The organism is Streptomyces sp. P17 (assembly GCF_032436805.1).
In the GTDB taxonomy this organism is placed as follows: domain Bacteria; phylum Actinomycetota; class Actinomycetes; order Streptomycetales; family Streptomycetaceae; genus Streptomyces.
Window position 1 is genome coordinate 39,516 of record NZ_JAVRBF010000038.1, and the last position, 15,693, is coordinate 55,208.

Below are 15,693 nucleotides of genomic sequence, written 5' to 3' on the forward strand. Positions count from 1 at the left end.
GAGGGCCGAAGCCCTGCGTCAGCCGATCGGCGCGTACAGCACGCCCAGCTTGTCGATCTCGGTGCCGGACCGTCCCGTGAAGCCGACGATCTGCCAGCCCGACGGCGCCGTGAAGGTCTTCGTGTCGGAGGTCGCCGTCCCGGCTGACAGGCTCCGGCCCTTGTCCGTGGTGAAGGCCGCGGAGAAGATCCTGGTACGGCCGTCCTTCTGACCCTGTGTCAGCTTCGCCGAGGTGAGGTGCTCGCCGGCGGCCAGGGTCAGCGAGGTCGCGGTGCCGCCCGTGCCACCGTGGGTCAGGGCCGTACCGCCGTCGTGCGTGAGCGAGACGGCGTCCAGGCGGGAGGCGCCGCGCAGGGTCAGGGTGCGGGGGGAGACGGTGGCCGGCAGGTTGTCGGCGTCGTTGAAGGCCGTGCCGTGCGGGCCGCCGAAGAAGTCGCTCGCCTTGAGGGACGGGTTCAGGGTGTACGAGAAGCCGACCGAGTGCGGGAAGTGGTCGGAGAGGTGCTTGCCGTCACTGCGCAGGAAGGACGCCCACTCGGTGTTGTAGCGGGTGGCGTTCAGTGACAGGAGGTCGCTGCCCCGGTAGAGGACCTTGTCGACGACCTCGCAGTCGTTCGTCGGCGCCGCCGCGTCGCAGAGCAGGGCGTCACTGCCCTGCGCGGGCGCGGTGCCGCCCTTGACCAGGTCGACCCAGGGGTCCTTGAGACCGTTCTCCGACAGCAGCGTGCGGATGTTGTCGCCAGCGCGCGTGTAGCGGGTGTTGGTGTCGCCCATGACGATCACGGCGTTGCCGGCGGAGTTGGCCTGGATGAAGTCCGACAGCTGCTCGATGTTGGCGCGGCGGGCGGCGAGGGCGGCGTCGTCGGAGTCGGCGTTGGTGTGGACGTTGTACAGGTCCACGAAGACGCCTTCGGCGATCCGCACCCGGGCCAGCGAGAAGCCCTTCGGGGTGAGGCAGTTGGTGCCGGTGCAGTTGTTCCACTTCACCCGCTGGAAGTCCTCGAAGGCGTAGTCCGAGAGGGTGTTCAGGCCGTCGCCGATGGCCGCGCCGCCGCTGGTCGCGGTGCGGTACGGGTGGGTGTCGTTGGCGTACAGCGAGGCGTGGTAGTTGAAGTCCTCCTGCACGTTGACGATGTCGTACGCGCCGAGCCGCTGACCGATCAGCGGGGTGTTCGTCTCCGGGTCGCTGTCGCCGAGGCCGAGGGGCAGGCCGGCGATGTTGTAGGTCAGTACGTCGAAGGAGCCGGAGGTGGCGGCCGTGGCGGGGGCGGCGCCGGTGGTGGCGAGGCCGGTGAGGGCCAGCGCGGCGGCCGCGAGGGTGCCGAGGACTCGTCTCATGGTGGGGGTGTCTCCGTCGGGTGGGGGGAGAGGCCGAAAGGCGAACGAAGCTCAGGTTCGGTGGCAACTAGTGTGACGCGCAAGGCCGGTTGAGGAAACGGCGAGGGACGTGGCGTTCCGCCGTGTGGGAGGCACCGGCCGTCCACGCATCGCTTGTTCAACGTTCATGTTTCGCCTCGATCCTCCCCACGCGGCGTGGCCGCGCCGCGGACGGCAGCCGCGGGAAGGAAGCGGCAACCGGGAGCATGGGACGCGGGCATCACCGCCATCACCGCGGACGCGATCACGACCACACGGAGGCGACGGCGCTGCCCGCCGCCTTCGACATCACCGTCCCCGACGAGGCGCTCACCCCCGAGCAGTCGCGCCGCTCCCTGATGCGCCGTGCGGGTCTGCTCGGCGCGGAACTCGTCACGACATGACGCCGCACCCCGTAGGACGAGCGAGGGGACGCCGGCCGGACCGGACCGGCGTCCCCGTCCGCTCAATGAGCCTGAGAGAACACGAACGAGAACTCCGTCGGCGCCGCCGGCAGGAAGTACCGCGGCAACGGGCCCGGGCCGCACGACTGGGAGCCGATGCCGTGCTGGCCGTGGTCGAGGTTGACCCACACCGTCTCGCCCGCCGCGAGGTCCGTCAGATGCCGGGCCGCGTCCAGGTGCTCGCTCGTCCAGCGGCGCGCGGTGAACCAGAACTCCGGGTCGCCCTCGATCCGCAGACCGCCGAGCTCCACCCAGCGGACATCGGCGCGGGCGCCGTTCTCCTGCGGGCGGACGTACGGCGTCTGGAGCTCGTCCACGGTGGAGTGCCAACGGCCCAGCCTCGACGCCGACTTGGTGTCGGGGTACGCCTCACCCGGTCCGCCCCCGAACCAGCTCACGGTGTCCGCCTCGGGGAGCCCGAACCGGATGCCGAGCCGGGGCAGCGGCACCGTCCAGTCGCCCTCCGGGGTCACCGACACGGTCAGCCGCAGCCGTTCGCCGTCGGCACTCCAGCGGTACACCGTGTCCAGGCCGATCTCCCAGGCGGCGGGTGCCACGCGGGTGCGTACGGTCAGTGAGTCGACGCCCAACTCGATCCCGTCCAGGCGGTGTTGCATGCGGTGCAGGCCGAACTTGCGCCACAGCAGCCCGTAACGGCTGTCCTGCTGCCACTCGGCGCCCTCGTCGTTGTCGGTGGGCGCCCGCCACACATCCAGCCGGGGTGCGGTCACCTCGACTCCGCCGATCCTCAGCAGTGCCCCGGTGCGGGCGTCGAAGGACGCCGGACCGAGGTGGATCACCCGCTCGGCGGTCACGGGCGCGGCGCTCGCCGCGACCGTCGGCTTCACCGGCTCGGTGACCGGGAGTTGCGCCCACGCCACCTCATGCCCGCGCGGCGCCCAGGCGGTGTCCTCGGCCAGTACCGCCCGCAGGGTCCACTGCGCCTCGCCGCCCCGGGCCGCGACGGGCGGCTCGGGCAGCTTCACATCGGCCGAGGCGCCCGGCGCCAGCCGCGGCACCGGCAGGTTGCCCGCCTCCACCGTCTCACCGTCCAGCTGGTAGGCCCACTCCAGCGCGAGCGCCGACAGATCGGCGAAGTCGTATTTGTTGATCACCCGTACGGTGCCGTCGGCGCCGTCGCCCTCGAAGCGGACCGGCTCGATGACCTTCTTGTACTCGACGAGTCCCGGCGACGGCGTCCGGTCCGGGAAGACCAGCCCGTCGCAGACGAAGTTGCCGTCGTGCAGCTCCTCCCCGAAGTCACCGCCGTAGGCATAGCCGAGCTCGGGGTGCTTGATGCCGTGGTCGATCCACTCCCAGACGAAGCCGCCCTGGAGCCGGTCGTACCGCTCGAACAGCTCCTGGTAGTCGGTGAGTCCACCGGGCCCGTTGCCCATGGCGTGGGCGTACTCGCACTGGATGAAGGGGAGTTCACGCCGCTTGTGGGTGCCGCCGTCGAGGCCACGCCCGATCCGCTCGACCTCGTCGTGGAAGGCGTACATCCGCGAGTACACGTCGGTGTCCCGGCAGTCCCAGTCACCCTCGTAGTGGATCAGACGGTCGGGGTCGCGGTCGCGGATCCACTCGGCCATCGCGGTCAGACCGCGCCCGGTGCCGGCCTCGTTGCCCAGCGACCAGAAGACGACCGAGGGGTGGTTCTTGTCCCGCTCGACCATCCGGGCCGCGCGGTCGATCAGCGCCGGGGTCCAGCGGTCGTCGTCGACGGGGTTGTCGCGCCAGTTCTGCTCGGTGAAGCCGTGGGTCTCCAGATCGCACTCGTCGATGACCCACAGGCCCAGCTCGTCGCAGAGGTCGAGGAAGGCGGGGTGCGGCGGGTAGTGGGAGGTGCGGACCGCGTTGAGGTTGTGCCGCTTCATCAGCAGCACGTCCTCGCGCATGGTCGCCAGGTCCAGCGCGCGGCCCTTCTCCGGGTGCCATTCGTGCCGGTTGACGCCCTTGAAGAGGATCGCCCTGCCGTTGACCTTGATCAGGCCGTCCTCCAGGGCGACCGTGCGGAAGCCGATGCGCAGCGGGACCCGCTCGCCGGGCGTGGCCAGCTCACCGTCGTACAGCCGAGGCGTCTCGGCGGTCCACGGCTCGACCGGGACCGTCACCGACTCGCCCGTCGCCGCGTCGATACCGAGCGCGGGGACCGTCACCCGACCGGCGGCCTCGGAGTCGACCCGCAGCGTGCCCTCGCCGGTCACGTGGTCATAGGACGCGTGCACGAAGAAGTCGCCCACGGCGTCCGCCGGGCGGTGCAGCAGGGTGACATCACGGAAGATGCCGGGCAGCCACCACTGGTCCTGGTCCTCCAGGTAGGAGCCCGCGGACCACTGGTGGACGCGGACCGCGAGCATGTTGCCGCTCGGCTTGAGCAGGTGCCCGACCGCGAACTCGTGCGGCAGGCGGGAGCCCTTGAACTCCCCGAGCTCGGTGCCGTTCAGCCAGACTCGGGCGCAGGACTCGACGCCGTCGAAGCGGAGGACGGCCCCGCCTCCCGAGGGAGCGGGCCAGTCCTCGGGGAGGTCGAAGACGCGGAGGTGGTCGCCGGTGGGGTTGTCCGTCGGGACGTACGGCGGGTCCACCGGGAAGGGGTAGAGATGGTTGGTGTAGATCGGAGCGCCGTGTCCTTGAAGGACCCAGTGGCCGGGGACCGTGACCGACGCCCAGTCTCCGGCGTCGTACCCCTCGGCGGCGAAGGAGTCGTCCTCGGCATCCGCGGTCGCCGACAGCCGGAAGCGCCAACTGCCGTTCAGGGAGAGGGACATGGCGTCGGAGGACGCGTACCAGGCGCGGGGCGGCAGCACCCCGCGGCCCGGTGCGACGTCCTCGACGAAGGTGGTGGTGCGGAAAGACATCTGACTCCTAGCTCAGCCCTTGATGCCGGTCTGCGCGATCCCCTGCACCAGCCAGCGCTGGAGGAAGAGGAACACGAACACCAGGGGCAGGATGGAAATGGCGGTGGCCATGAAGATCAGGTGGAAGTTGACGGTCTGGTTGGTCATGTACGAGGAGAGGGCCACCTGAACCGTCCAGGCGCTGGGATCCTGGCCGATGACCAGCGGCCACAGGAAGGAGTTCCAGCCGCTGATGAAGGTGATCGTGGCCATGGCCGCGAAGAAGTTCAGCGAGTTCGGCACCACGACACGCCAGTACGCGCCCCAGTAGCCGAGCCCGTCCACCCGCGCCGCCTCCTCCAGTTCCTTGGGGAATCCCAGGAAGTACTGCCGGAACAGGAAGCAGGTGAAACCACTGAACAGGCCGGGGATGATCAGGCCCCGGTAGGTGTCCACCCAGCCCAGCGACGAGACCAGCACAAAGCTGGGCACGAAGGTGACCGCGGTCGGCACCATCAGGGTCACCAGAACGGCGTAGAAGACCTTGTTCGCGTGCCGGTAGGGGATCCTGGCCAGGCCGTATCCGGCGAGCGAGCAGACCAGGAGGGTGCCGACCGTGTGCAGGACGCCGACGATCGCCGAGTTCCACAGGGAGCGGGCGAAGTCGACGGTCGGGTCGTCGAAGGGCTCGGTGATGTTGCCCCACTGGATGTCGGTGGGGAAGAACTTCCAGTCCTCGCCGGTGATCTCCGGGTCGCTCATCAGAGCGTTGCGGACGATCAGATAGAAGGGGACGAGGAAGAGGAAGGCGGCGATGCCCGTGGCGATCCAGAGGCCGGTGGAGCCGAGGACGCCGCCTCGTTTGACCTTGCTCACTTGGACTCCTCCCCCCTTCCGAAGCCCAAGAACTTGCCCTGGAGCAGCGTGACGACACAGATCAGCAGCGTGAGGATCATCGCGCCCGCGCTGCCGGCGCCGTAGTCCTGGTTCTCGCCGAGGGCGATGTAGTACAGCTCGACCAGGGGCGGGCGGCCCCACGTGGAGTTGGCGAGCAGATTGAAGAACTCGTCGAAGGCCTGGTACGCCTGCACCAGAAGCAGCAGGATCACGGCCGTCGAGGTGGCCCTCAGCTGGGGCAGTGTGATGTACCAGAAGGTCTGCCGGCCGGGCTTGGCGCCGTCGATGGCGGCGGCCTCGTACAGCTCCTGCGGGATGTTCTGCAGGGCCGCCAGGAACAGGATCATGAAGAACCCGGCCTGGAGCCAGAGTCGTACGGTGATGATGACCAGCCAGTACCAGGGCGGGTCGGGGCTGGCCAGCCAGGCGATGTTGTCGATGCCGAACCAGCCGAGCACGGTGTTCATGAGCCCGAAGCGGACTCCGCTGAAGATCGACATCTTCCAGATCAGTGAGGCGGCGACATAACTCACCGCCGTCGGCAGGAAGAACACCGACCGGAAGAACGCCCGCATGAACCGCAGCCGGTTCACCATCAGGGCGAGGCCGAGCGAGAACGCCCAGGTGGTGGGCACGATGAACGCGGCGAACACGGTGAAGACGACGAGCGATCCGGTGAAGTCGTCGTTCGACAGCATGTAGCTGTAGTTGTCGAAGCCGATGAACTCGCTCGGCGTGACCGTGAAGCGGGCGTCGAAGAAGGAGAGCCAGAGGCTCCAGCCGATCGGGACGTAGACGAAGAGCCCGAGGCCGATCAGGAACGGACCGGTGAAGAGCCAGAAGTTGACGGTGGGGTTGCCGCGCGGCCCGCGCCGCGGCCGGGTCCCGGAGGACTTGGCCGGGGCGGGGCGCGAGACACCGCTCTCGGTGAGGGTCGACATGTCGTGAATACCTGTCCGGCGGCCTATCCGAAGAGCTTCTTGAGCTCGCGGTTGACCTTGCCGTCGGCCTTGTCGAGGGCGCGTTCCGGGTCACCGTCCTGACGGACACAGTCGGCGAGGACGTCCTCGATGGCGTCGAGCATGGCCTGGGTGAAGCCGATGTTGTCGAAGTGTCCGAACTCGTTGAAGAGCTTGACGCCCTCGGCGGGCAGCCCCGACTTGAGCTTGTCGGCGGACTGGGCGAGCGAGGTGCGCGGCGGGATGTGGAAGCCGTAGGAGAGCGACCAGTCCTCCTGGTACTCCTTCTGGTCGATCCACAGCCACTTCACGTACTCCTTGGCCGCCTCGACGTTCTTGCTCTTGGCGTTGACGAACATCGACCAACCGCCGTTGTAGACGGAGGGCTTGCCCGTGTCCCCGACCTTCGGGAAGGGGAAGATCCCGAGGTCGTCGCCGAGCGCCGCCTGCATCTGCGGCATCGCCCACATACCGCACCACTGGATGGCCGTCAGACCCTGGTTGAGCGGGGACGGGTCCCAGAAGTCGGTCGGGGCGCCGAGCAGCAGATCACCGCTCTTGAAGAGCCCGCGGAGCTGCGTCAGCCCGCCCTTGACCGCGTCGGTGTGGTAGGCGATCTCGTTCTTCTCGTCGAGGGTGTCGGCCCCGGCCGCCCAGATCAACGGCCGCATGATCGGGTCGAGTTCATTACCGAGGAAGAGTCCCTTGACCTTGTCCGTGGTCAGCTTGGCGGCGGCCTCGATCAGCTCCTCAAGGGTCTCGGGCACCCCGACGCCCGCCTTCTCCAGCAGCGACTTGCGGTAGAAGAAGAACTGCGGGTCGTCGATCATCCGGACGCCGTATATCTTCCCGTCGACCGTGTGCGAGGCGATGTCTGCCTGGTTGAAGTCGTCCTTGACCGGGTCGATGATGTCGGTCAGATCGGCCACCTGTCCGCTGCGGATGAGCTGGATCTGCGGGTGGAACTCGAACAGGTCCGGGGCCTTGTCGGTGAGCAGCGCCGAGAAGAGCTTGCTCTCGAAGTTGTCGCCGGTGATCCACTGCGTGGTGACGTTGGCGCCCTCGTAGGCCTTCGCGTACCTCTTGATGGCCTGCTCGGTCCCGGCCTCGCCGTAGGCGTGGAAGTACTGCACCAGGTCGGTGCCCGAACCCGACCCGCCCCCACGGCCGTTGTTGCCGCCGCACGCGGCAAGGCCGCCCGCGGCGGCCAGGCCCATGGCGGCGCGCAGAACGGTACGACGGTCCCAGTTGCTGGTGCTCATTGCCGACATGCTGACGTCCTTGTCTCTCGTGCGGCTGCGGCTTGCGGTGCGGGACGTTAACCTTCGGCTAAGGCTTCGGCAAGGGGTTGGACGAAGTCTGTTCGAAGCGTTGTGCAGCGTTCGGAATTCCGGACGTGACGGAGTCGCGGGCCGCCGCACCAGCGGCCCGCAACTCCCTTTCAGGCGTGACTGGTTACTGCCGCGACCACGCTTGGTTGGTCCCGCCGTTGCAGGTCCACAGACCCACCTTGCTGCCGTCCGCCGTGGCTTGTCCGCCGACGTCCAGGCACTGGCCCGAAGCCTCGCTGACGATCTGCCCGTTGGAGTTCAGCAGCCAGCGCTGCGAGGCGTCACCCGTGAAGTCGGCGCTCGTGGTGAGCCCTGAACTCCCGGCCGTCAGATAGCCGTTCGCGCCCTTCAGCGCGCCCGTCCCGTCGTACGACCAGTCCTGGTCCCCGGAGCCCGTGCAGGTGCTGATCGTCACCGCCGCCGTCAGGCACTTCCCGGACTGCTCGCCCTGCCAGGCCCCCGTGACGGCCGAACTGCCCTCGCCCTTCTGGTCGAGGACGTACGTCGTGATGGACCGCGCCGGCAGCGAGGCCGAGACCGTGCCGCCGCTGACCTTCGGCTTGGCGACGTGCGCCCAGTCCTCGGTGGCCGACGTCCGCACGGCCTGGGTCGCCCTCAGCGGGGTGTCGCTGTTGAAGCGCAGGTCCAGCGAAGTGTCCGTCGCGTTCTGGTTGTTGACCACCACGACCCACTTGCCCTTTCGGTCGTAGGCGCTGACCTCGACGCCGTCCGGTACCCCGGTCACGTTGTGCGCGACCGAGCCCGGCTTGACGAACTTGCTGTACTGGCCGAGCGCGTAGTACCGCTTGGTGAAGTACAGGGTCTGGTTGCCGTTGGTGGCGTAGTCGGGGTCGTAGTAGATCAGGCCGTCGTTCCAGCCCGCGTCGTTTTTCGCGTACGGGTCGGTGCCGGTCATCTCCGACAGGGCCACCCACCACTGGAACGCGGAGTCATGGGAGACCGCGAAGTCCTTGTAGATGATCCGGGACAGGTTCAGACCGCCGTCGATGCCCGGGTCGTACTCCTGCGCCCAGCCCGTGCCGCCCTTGCCGAAGCAGCAGATCTCCGTGGACCAGGACTCGATGTCGACCTTCTTCGAGGTCTCGTAGACCTTCGCCCGGTTGGCGTCGCTGGGGTTGTCGTAGGTGTGGTGGGCCAGCTTGTCGACGTACTGAGCCGTGCCCGGCTGCGAGATCCACTGCGGGACCTCGTCGTTGAACTTCACCGTGCTGGTGGACTCGTCGGCGATGATGCCGGTCCGCTGCCCGCGCGCCTCCTGCTCGGCGCCGAGGGCCCGCACGATGTCGTCGCGCTGCGGGACATCGACGAGCATGCCCTCCTGGCCGCAGGAGTCGAAGCTGTTGGTGGGCTCGTTGAAGGGGCTGATGTAGTCGAACCGCGCGCCCTGCCGGGCGAAGTGGTCGGTGACGTCGGCGATGTACTTGGCGAAGTCCTGCTCGTTCTCCGCCTTCAGATGGCCGCCGCAGCTCTTGCCGTTGGTCTTCCACTCGGCCGGGGCGCTGTTGACGAAGGCGACCAGGTCCTCGACGCCGTACTTCGCGGCGTAGGCGAGGAAGGTACGGCCGCCCTTGTCCTTGGTCCAGTCGTAACTGCCGTCGTCGTTACGGAAGTCCTCCGGAGCGCGGGACGGGGTCGTGACCGCCGTACCGCCACCGCCGATGTTGTAGCGGTAGTTGCTGAGGTCCAGGCCCTCCGAGGAGAAGAGCAGCTTGGCGACCCTGGCCTGGACCTTGGGGTCGAAGTTCTTCAGGTCGTTGACCCACCAGGCGCCGGAGGCACCGATGTTGTCGATGGTCTGGGCGGCGTAGGGGGAGACCTCGGCCGCCATGGGGGGTGCGGCCGAAGCGGTGGGGGCGGATATGAGAGGGCCCGAGACAGCGAGGGCGGCTGCTGCTGTCAGCAGGATCGATCTCCGGGGGTGAGTCACGTGCATCCCTTCCGTCGTCATGAAGGTGGTGCGGTACGGCTCCTCTTGGGCTGCCTCTGCCCGACGGACTGCAGTGCGCCTTCCAGCGCGAACGTCGCCGCGCCCAGGCACACCGGGTCGGTGGGGATCGGGGAGAGGACGATCTCGGTGGCGGCCATGGGACGCGGCAGCGCGTGCCGGGCGACGGCCTCGCGCACTTCCGCGACCAGCGGCTCGCCGAGGGCGGTCGCGACCCAGCTGCTGAGCACGACCACTTCGGGGTTGAACAGATTGACCAGGTCGGCGATGCCGGCACCCAGATAGCGGACGGTGTCGCGGACCGCCTTGAGCGCCACCGGATCGCGCGCCTCGACCCCCCGGCCCAGCGCGGCGATCGTGGCCGTCTGGTCCTCCGGGTGCAGCAGCGGGCTGTCGGCGCTCAGCTCCCGCAGGGTCAGCATGATCCCGGAGGCTCCGACGTACGCCTCCACACAGCCGTGCTTGCCGCAGCGGCACAGCCGGCCGTCCAGCACGATCGTGGTGTGGCCCCACTCGCCCGCGCTGTTGCTGACACCCCGGTGCAGCGCTCCGCCGAGGACGAGCCCGGCGCCCACCCCGGTCCCCAGGTTGACGACCACGGCGTCCCCGCGCCCGCGCGCGGCCCCGAACCACAGCTCGGCCACCGCGCTGGCGCGCAGCGGGTTGTCCAGGTACAGGGGGTAGGCGATGTGCTCGGTGAGCAGGTCGAGCAGCGGCACCTCGTGCCAGTCCCAGTTGGGGGCGTACTCGGAGGTGCCGGTGGCGCGGTCCACCTGCCCCGGCACGCTCACCCCGACGCCGAGTACCCGGGAGCCGTCGACCCCGGCCTGCGCGACCACCGAGCCGACGGCGGAGGCGACATGGCCGACCACCTGCTCCGGCAGGCTCTCGCCGGGCCGGACGTCCTCCTCGGCGCGGGCCAGGACGTTCAGCGCGAGGTCGAACAGCTCGACATGGACGTAGGTTTCCGCGATGTCGACGCCGATCAACGCGCCCCCCGACGCGTTGACCGCCACGAGTCCGCGGGGCCGCCCGCCCGCGGAGTCCTCGAAGCCGACCTCGGTGATCATCCGGAGGTCGAGCAGCTCCCCGACGAGCGTGGCGACCGTGGCGAGGCTCAGCCCGGTGGCGGCCGCCAGCTCCTGCCGGGAGGTGGGCGAGGCGGCGATGATCTGGCGCAGCACCTCGTAGCGGTTCGCGGTGCGGATGTCACGTGATGTGCGCTTCACCGGAGTTGCCCCCGTCCCTTCTCGCAGGCCGGGTCGACGTCGGCACCGGCGCGGCGCAAGGCTATGGGCTGCGGGGGACTTTCGACAAGGGGTTAGGAAAGGGGGTATAGAAAGTCCCGTTCTCAGCCGCTCAGGACGTCCCGCACAAACGCGTTGGCGAACTTGCCGCCCGGGTCCAGCGACCGCGCCAGCTCCCGGAAGTCAGCGATCCGCGGATACCGCGCGCACAGCACCTCGGCCGGCATGGTGAACACCTTCCCCCAGTGCGGCCGGGCCTCCAGACCCTCCAGCGCCTCCTCCAGCCGCCGCACCACGGGCAGTACGGCCGCCGTGTCCTCGACCCAGGTGAAGTGCAGCGCCACGGTCTCACGGCCGTACGACGGACTCAGCCACTGCTCGTCGGCGGCCACCGTCCGCACCTCGCAGGTCTGCAGCACCGGCGCCAGCGTCGTACGGATGGCATCCAGCGCGCGCAGCGCGTCCATGGCGTACGGCCGGGGCAGCAGGTACTCGGACTGGAGCTCGGCGCCGCTGCTCGGGGTGAACTCCGCCCGGAAGTGCGGCAGTCGCTCGTGCCAGGGCCCCGGGACCCCGAACTGCTCGGTGCAGTTGACCGCGGGCATGCCCGGCACCGGGTGCATCTTCTCGGTCGCGGGCGCGGCCCAGGGAAAGTCGGGCAGCGGCTGGTCGGTACGCCGCTTCAGCCACACCTGACGGAAGCCCGGCGCGGCCCAGTCGGTGAAGAGGCTGACGCTGTACGCCGCCTTCGCCACCGTCTCGAACTCCAGCCGCTCCAGCGGGAGTTCGGTGAAGACTTGCTGCTCCACCTCGAACGCCGGCTCCAGGTCCAGGGTGAGCGCGGTGACCACACCGAGTGCGCCGAGCGAAGTCACGGCCCCGCCGAAACGGGCGTCCGCACGCCCGATCCGGGGCATCGACCCGTCCGCCGTCACGAGCTCCACCTCGCGCACGGGCGCCGCCAGCGACCCGTTGGCCACGCCCGAGCCATGGGTGCCGGTGGCGACGGACCCGGCCACCGAGATGTGCGGCAGCGACGCCATGTTGGGCAGCGCAAGACCGCGCCCGTGCACCACCCGGGCCAGCTCCGCGTACCGCACCCCGCCGCCGACCCGCACGGTGCGGGCCGCCGTGTCGACATCGATCTCGGCCGGCAGCTCGGCGAGCGACAGCAGCGCGCCCTCGGCCCCCGGCTCGGCGATCTCGTTGAAGGAGTGCCCGCTGCCCAGCACCCGTACCCGGGCACTCCCGGCCACCAGGGACCTGAGCGCGTCGAGCGAGTGCGGGCGGTGCAGTTCCTTGGCGGTGTAGGTGATGTTGCCGGCCCAGTTGGTGACCGTCTCCGTCATCCGTCGTCCCTCCCGGAGAGTGTGCGTGCGCCGAGCCTCTCATCCGGTCGGCCGAACCGTAGAACATAGGGGGCATTCAGTGCGGATCCGCGGCGCGAGGGGACCCGGCCCCGTTCACGCGCAGGCAGGGGCATACCGTGAGGAGTCGAACGCCTGAGCCGGGAGGAGACACGGATGGGCAGCCGTACCGCGCTGGTCGAGGATCTGATGGAGCGCTTTCCGCATGTGCCGCGGGAGGCCGTCTTCAAGGAGGACCTGCTCCGGGGCGGTGTCGCCTTCGACCCGTCCGCGCTGAGCGACAACGAGTCCGGCGAGGTCAAGCCGAAGTCGTACTTCATCTTCTCCTTCGACCACGGCACCCTGCCGGAGCTCGGCGAGGCCGCGCTGCGACGGCCCCCGGAGGAGATCATCCTCACCGGCGGTCCGTACGACCTGCGCCGGACCGTGGTGTCCGTGCGCGTGAACCCGTCCTCGCCCTACCGGGTGGCCGCCGACGAGGACGGCATGCTCGGCCTCTACCTGGACGGCAAGCGGATCTCCGACGTCGGTGTCCCGCCGATGCCCGAGTACTACCGGCACACCCTCGCGAGCGGGAAGTCCGTCATGGAGGTCGCCCCGACCATCCAGTGGGGCTATCTGATCTACCTCACCGTCTTCCGGGTCTGCCAGTACTTCGGCGCCAAGGAGGAGTGCCAGTACTGCGACATCAACCACAACTGGCGCCAGCACAAGGCGGCCGGGCGGCCGTACACGGGAGTCAAGGACGTCGAGGAGGTCCTCGAAGCCCTGGAGATCATCGACCGCTACGACACGCAGAAGACGTCCACCGCGTACACGCTGACGGGCGGTGCGATCACGTCGAAGGTGGCCGGCCGCGACGAGGCCGACTTCTACGGCCGCTATGCCAAGGCCATCGAGGAGCGCTTCCCCGGACGGTGGATCGGCAAGGTCGTCGCCCAGGCGCTGCCGCGTGACGACGTGCAGCGGTTCAAGGACTACGGCGTGCAGATCTACCACCCCAACTACGAGGTGTGGGACGAGTACCTCTTCAAGATGTACTGCCCGGGCAAGGAGCGGTACGTCGGCCGTGACGAGTGGCACAAGCGGATCCTGGACTCGGCCGAGGTGTTCGGCGCGCGCAATGTGATCCCCAACTTCGTCGCCGGCGTGGAGATGGCCGAGCCCTTCGGCTTCACGACGGTCGACGAGGCCATCGCCTCCACCACCGAGGGCCTGCGCTTCTTCATGTCGCACGGCATCACGCCCCGCTTCACCACCTGGTGTCCCGAGCCCACGACCCCGCTCGGCAAGGCCAACCCGCAGGGCGCGCCCCTGGAGTACCACATCCGGCTGCTCCAGGCCTATCGTCGGACGATGGAGGAGTTCGGGCTGGCCTCGCCTCCCGGCTACGGCCCGCCGGGACCCGGCCGCGCCGTGTTCTCGGTCAGCTCCTTCATGGACAGCCTGCCCGCGGAGCACCCGACCACCGTGTGACGGGAGTTGAGCAAGGGGCGCCCGGGATCCGTACAACTCGTCGGAGGCGAGGGGGCGGACGGGCGCCCGTGACATTTGAATAGCGCGCTTGTCAGTTGTGTCGAAGACGTGAAAGGCTCGTGTTCTGCCGCGAGGTTCCCCCCAACTCCATTGCCAATATGGTGAGTTGACCTCGCTCGTGGATGCAGGAGACCCATGCCCGACCTGCCGACCCCCCAGGACGCCACCGAGGCCGCGCTGTTCTCCGAGTGCTGGGACGCCGTGCTCTCGTACGCCGACCTGTGCACGGCCGGCTCCACCGCGGCCACCGACCTGGCCAAGGAGGCGTTCTCGACCGGCATGCGCGAGGTCCGCGCCGCCGATGCGCACGGCACCCGGTACGCCGGCCGCCGCTCCCCCCGACTGCCCCGGATACCCCTGCTGTTGACCGCCGTACGCACCACGGCCGCCGACTGGGAGGTCACCGGCCGGGGCAACCGCCTCGCCCCCGATCTGCGGCTGTGGCTCAACTCCGACGAGGCCGCACGCTACGCCGGACCGCCCCAGGGCCGCCCGCTCGCGCTGCGCGGACTGCGCGACATGCAGCAGCCCGACGCCGAACTGCTGTGGCTGGCCGAGGTGGAGGCGCTGCCGCTTGCCGGGGTGGCCCGTCGGCTCGGCCTCGACCCGGCCACCGTCTCCGACGAACTCGCCCAGGTGCGAGGCCTGTTCCGGGACCGCTGCCACCGCAACCATCTCGACGCGCCGAAGGCCCGCGAGTGCCGTGGCTACGTCCGGCTGCTCGACGCCGTGACCCGCTCACCCGTCGCCGACACCCCCGACGACCTCACCCGCCACCTCGCCCGCTGTGTGGACTGCGCCGAGGCCGCCGCCTGTCTGCGGCTGCACGGTGTCGGACTGCCGGCCGCCCTCGTCGGCGGAGTCATCGGCTGGGGCGGTCTCGCCTACCTGGAGCGCCGCCGTCGCGCCGCCGAGGTCCGCCTCGGCGCCGGCCGCCCCGACGCACCGGGCCCGGACGGCGTGGACGCCGACCCCGCGGCGCAGAAGGCGAAGGCGGTGCGGAGCGGTCTGCTCGTGGCGGCCGTGCTGGTGTCGCTGCTGGCGCTCGCCGTGTCGATGATGCCGTTCGGAGGCTCCGGCGACGACCCCGTGGCGGGCGACTCCGGCGACCGTCAGCCGGTGGCGGACAACCCCGGCCCGACACTCGAACCGTCGGGGGAGGAGGTGTCCGTACGCCCGTCCTCGGCGAAGCCGTCCGCCGCCGAGCGCACCCCGGAGAGCAAGGACCCCGACCCGGAGCCGCAGGGCACGTCCTCCACCACCGCGGGCACCGGTGGCCAAGCGGGCCCGCAGACCTCCGCCCCCGCGTCCTGCCGGGTCCGTTACGACCTGGTCAACCAGTGGCCCGACGGCTTCCAGGCCACCGTCACCGTCACCACCGAACGGCCCCTGGACACCTGGCGCGTGGCCTGGTCCTTCCGCGACGGCCAGCGCGTCGGCCAGATGTGGGACGCGAGCTTCGCCCAGAACGGCTCCCGGGTCACGGCGACCGCCGCCGACTACAACAAGGCGGTCCCCGCCGAGGGCACCCTGAGCTTCGGCTTCATCGCGTCCTGGCAGGGCAAGAACTCCCCGGCGCACGACTTCGCGCTGAACGGGCGGGAGTGCCGTACGAGCTGACGTAATTCGGTTGAGGGCCCGAGGGGGCCCCGGATACCGTGTGGTCGTTCGTTCCGAGCGTGCTGTGGAGGAGGTGTCGACCGATGGCTGTCATTGCGATGAGCGCTGCC

At 69.5% G+C, this 15,693-nt stretch carries 11 protein-coding genes; 3 read left to right on the forward strand and 8 right to left on the reverse strand.

What is annotated here, in order from left to right; translation table 11 throughout:
• Nucleotides 1–18: 18 nt before the first annotated feature.
• Nucleotides 19–1,338 (reverse strand): jacalin-like lectin, encoded by a 1,320-nt coding sequence (locus RMT89_RS24220; protein ID WP_315885886.1) that lies wholly within the window; start codon nt 1,336–1,338, stop codon nt 19–21.
• Nucleotides 1,339–1,583: 245 nt separating this feature from the next.
• Between RMT89_RS24220 and RMT89_RS24225 the strand changes: the two genes are divergently transcribed.
• Entirely contained in the window at nt 1,584–1,760 is a 177-nt protein-coding gene (locus RMT89_RS24225) for a hypothetical protein (protein ID WP_315885925.1), read from the forward strand.
• Nucleotides 1,761–1,822: 62 nt separating this feature from the next.
• Here RMT89_RS24225 and RMT89_RS24230 read toward each other — a convergent pair whose 3' ends face one another.
• From RMT89_RS24230 to RMT89_RS24260, 7 genes are all read right to left on the reverse strand, one after another.
• A complete protein-coding gene (locus RMT89_RS24230; RefSeq protein ID WP_315885887.1) occupies nt 1,823–4,681 on the reverse strand; it encodes a glycoside hydrolase family 2 TIM barrel-domain containing protein in 2,859 nt (952 codons plus the stop codon).
• A gap of 12 nt (nt 4,682–4,693) precedes the next feature.
• The gene (locus tag RMT89_RS24235) at nt 4,694–5,536 is read right to left on the reverse strand and encodes a carbohydrate ABC transporter permease (RefSeq protein ID WP_315885888.1); all 843 of its coding nucleotides are present in this window, start codon (nt 5,534–5,536) and stop codon (nt 4,694–4,696) included.
• On the reverse strand, nt 5,533–6,498 hold the full coding sequence (locus RMT89_RS24240) for a sugar ABC transporter permease (RefSeq protein WP_315885889.1): 966 nt from the start codon (nt 6,496–6,498) through the stop codon (nt 5,533–5,535). Before RMT89_RS24240 ends, RMT89_RS24235 begins: the two co-directional genes overlap by 4 nt.
• Before the next feature lie 23 nt (nt 6,499–6,521).
• Complete coding sequence (locus RMT89_RS24245) at nt 6,522–7,787, reverse strand: sugar ABC transporter substrate-binding protein (RefSeq protein ID WP_315885890.1); 1,266 nt, start codon at nt 7,785–7,787, stop codon at nt 6,522–6,524.
• A gap of 184 nt (nt 7,788–7,971) precedes the next feature.
• The gene (locus RMT89_RS24250) at nt 7,972–9,801 is read right to left on the reverse strand and encodes a glycoside hydrolase (RefSeq protein WP_315885891.1); all 1,830 of its coding nucleotides are present in this window, start codon (nt 9,799–9,801) and stop codon (nt 7,972–7,974) included.
• A gap of 11 nt (nt 9,802–9,812) precedes the next feature.
• Nucleotides 9,813–11,042 carry an ROK family transcriptional regulator gene (locus RMT89_RS24255; RefSeq protein ID WP_315885892.1) on the reverse strand — a complete coding sequence of 410 codons (1,230 nt, stop codon included), beginning with the start codon at nt 11,040–11,042 and terminating at the stop codon, nt 9,813–9,815.
• Between the two features lie 122 nt (nt 11,043–11,164).
• Complete coding sequence (locus RMT89_RS24260; protein WP_315885893.1) at nt 11,165–12,409, reverse strand: D-arabinono-1,4-lactone oxidase; 1,245 nt, start codon at nt 12,407–12,409, stop codon at nt 11,165–11,167.
• A 174-nt stretch (nt 12,410–12,583) separates the two neighbouring features.
• Between RMT89_RS24260 and RMT89_RS24265 the strand changes: the two genes are divergently transcribed.
• A complete protein-coding gene (locus RMT89_RS24265; protein ID WP_315885894.1) occupies nt 12,584–13,903 on the forward strand; it encodes a radical SAM protein in 1,320 nt (439 codons plus the stop codon).
• A 195-nt stretch (nt 13,904–14,098) separates the two neighbouring features.
• A complete protein-coding gene (locus tag RMT89_RS24270) occupies nt 14,099–15,583 on the forward strand; it encodes a cellulose binding domain-containing protein (protein ID WP_315885895.1) in 1,485 nt (494 codons plus the stop codon).
• The last annotated feature ends 110 nt before the right edge of the window (nt 15,584–15,693 follow it).

Excerpts from the sequence above, each read along its gene's own strand:
- RMT89_RS24220 (WP_315885886.1), bottom strand. The coding sequence starts at position 1,338 with ATGAGACGAGTCCTCGGCACCCTCGCGGCCGCCGCGCTGGCCCTCACC.
- RMT89_RS24225 (WP_315885925.1), top strand. The coding sequence starts at position 1,584 with ATGGGACGCGGGCATCACCGCCATCACCGCGGACGCGATCACGACCAC.
- RMT89_RS24230 (WP_315885887.1), bottom strand. The coding sequence starts at position 4,681 with ATGTCTTTCCGCACCACCACCTTCGTCGAGGACGTCGCACCGGGCCGC.
- RMT89_RS24240 (WP_315885889.1), bottom strand. The coding sequence starts at position 6,498 with ATGTCGACCCTCACCGAGAGCGGTGTCTCGCGCCCCGCCCCGGCCAAG.
- RMT89_RS24245 (WP_315885890.1), bottom strand. The coding sequence starts at position 7,787 with ATGTCGGCAATGAGCACCAGCAACTGGGACCGTCGTACCGTTCTGCGC.
- RMT89_RS24250 (WP_315885891.1), bottom strand. The coding sequence starts at position 9,801 with ATGCACGTGACTCACCCCCGGAGATCGATCCTGCTGACAGCAGCAGCC.
- RMT89_RS24260 (WP_315885893.1), bottom strand. The coding sequence starts at position 12,409 with ATGACGGAGACGGTCACCAACTGGGCCGGCAACATCACCTACACCGCC.
- RMT89_RS24265 (WP_315885894.1), top strand. The coding sequence starts at position 12,584 with ATGGGCAGCCGTACCGCGCTGGTCGAGGATCTGATGGAGCGCTTTCCG.
- RMT89_RS24270 (WP_315885895.1), top strand. The coding sequence starts at position 14,099 with ATGCCCGACCTGCCGACCCCCCAGGACGCCACCGAGGCCGCGCTGTTC.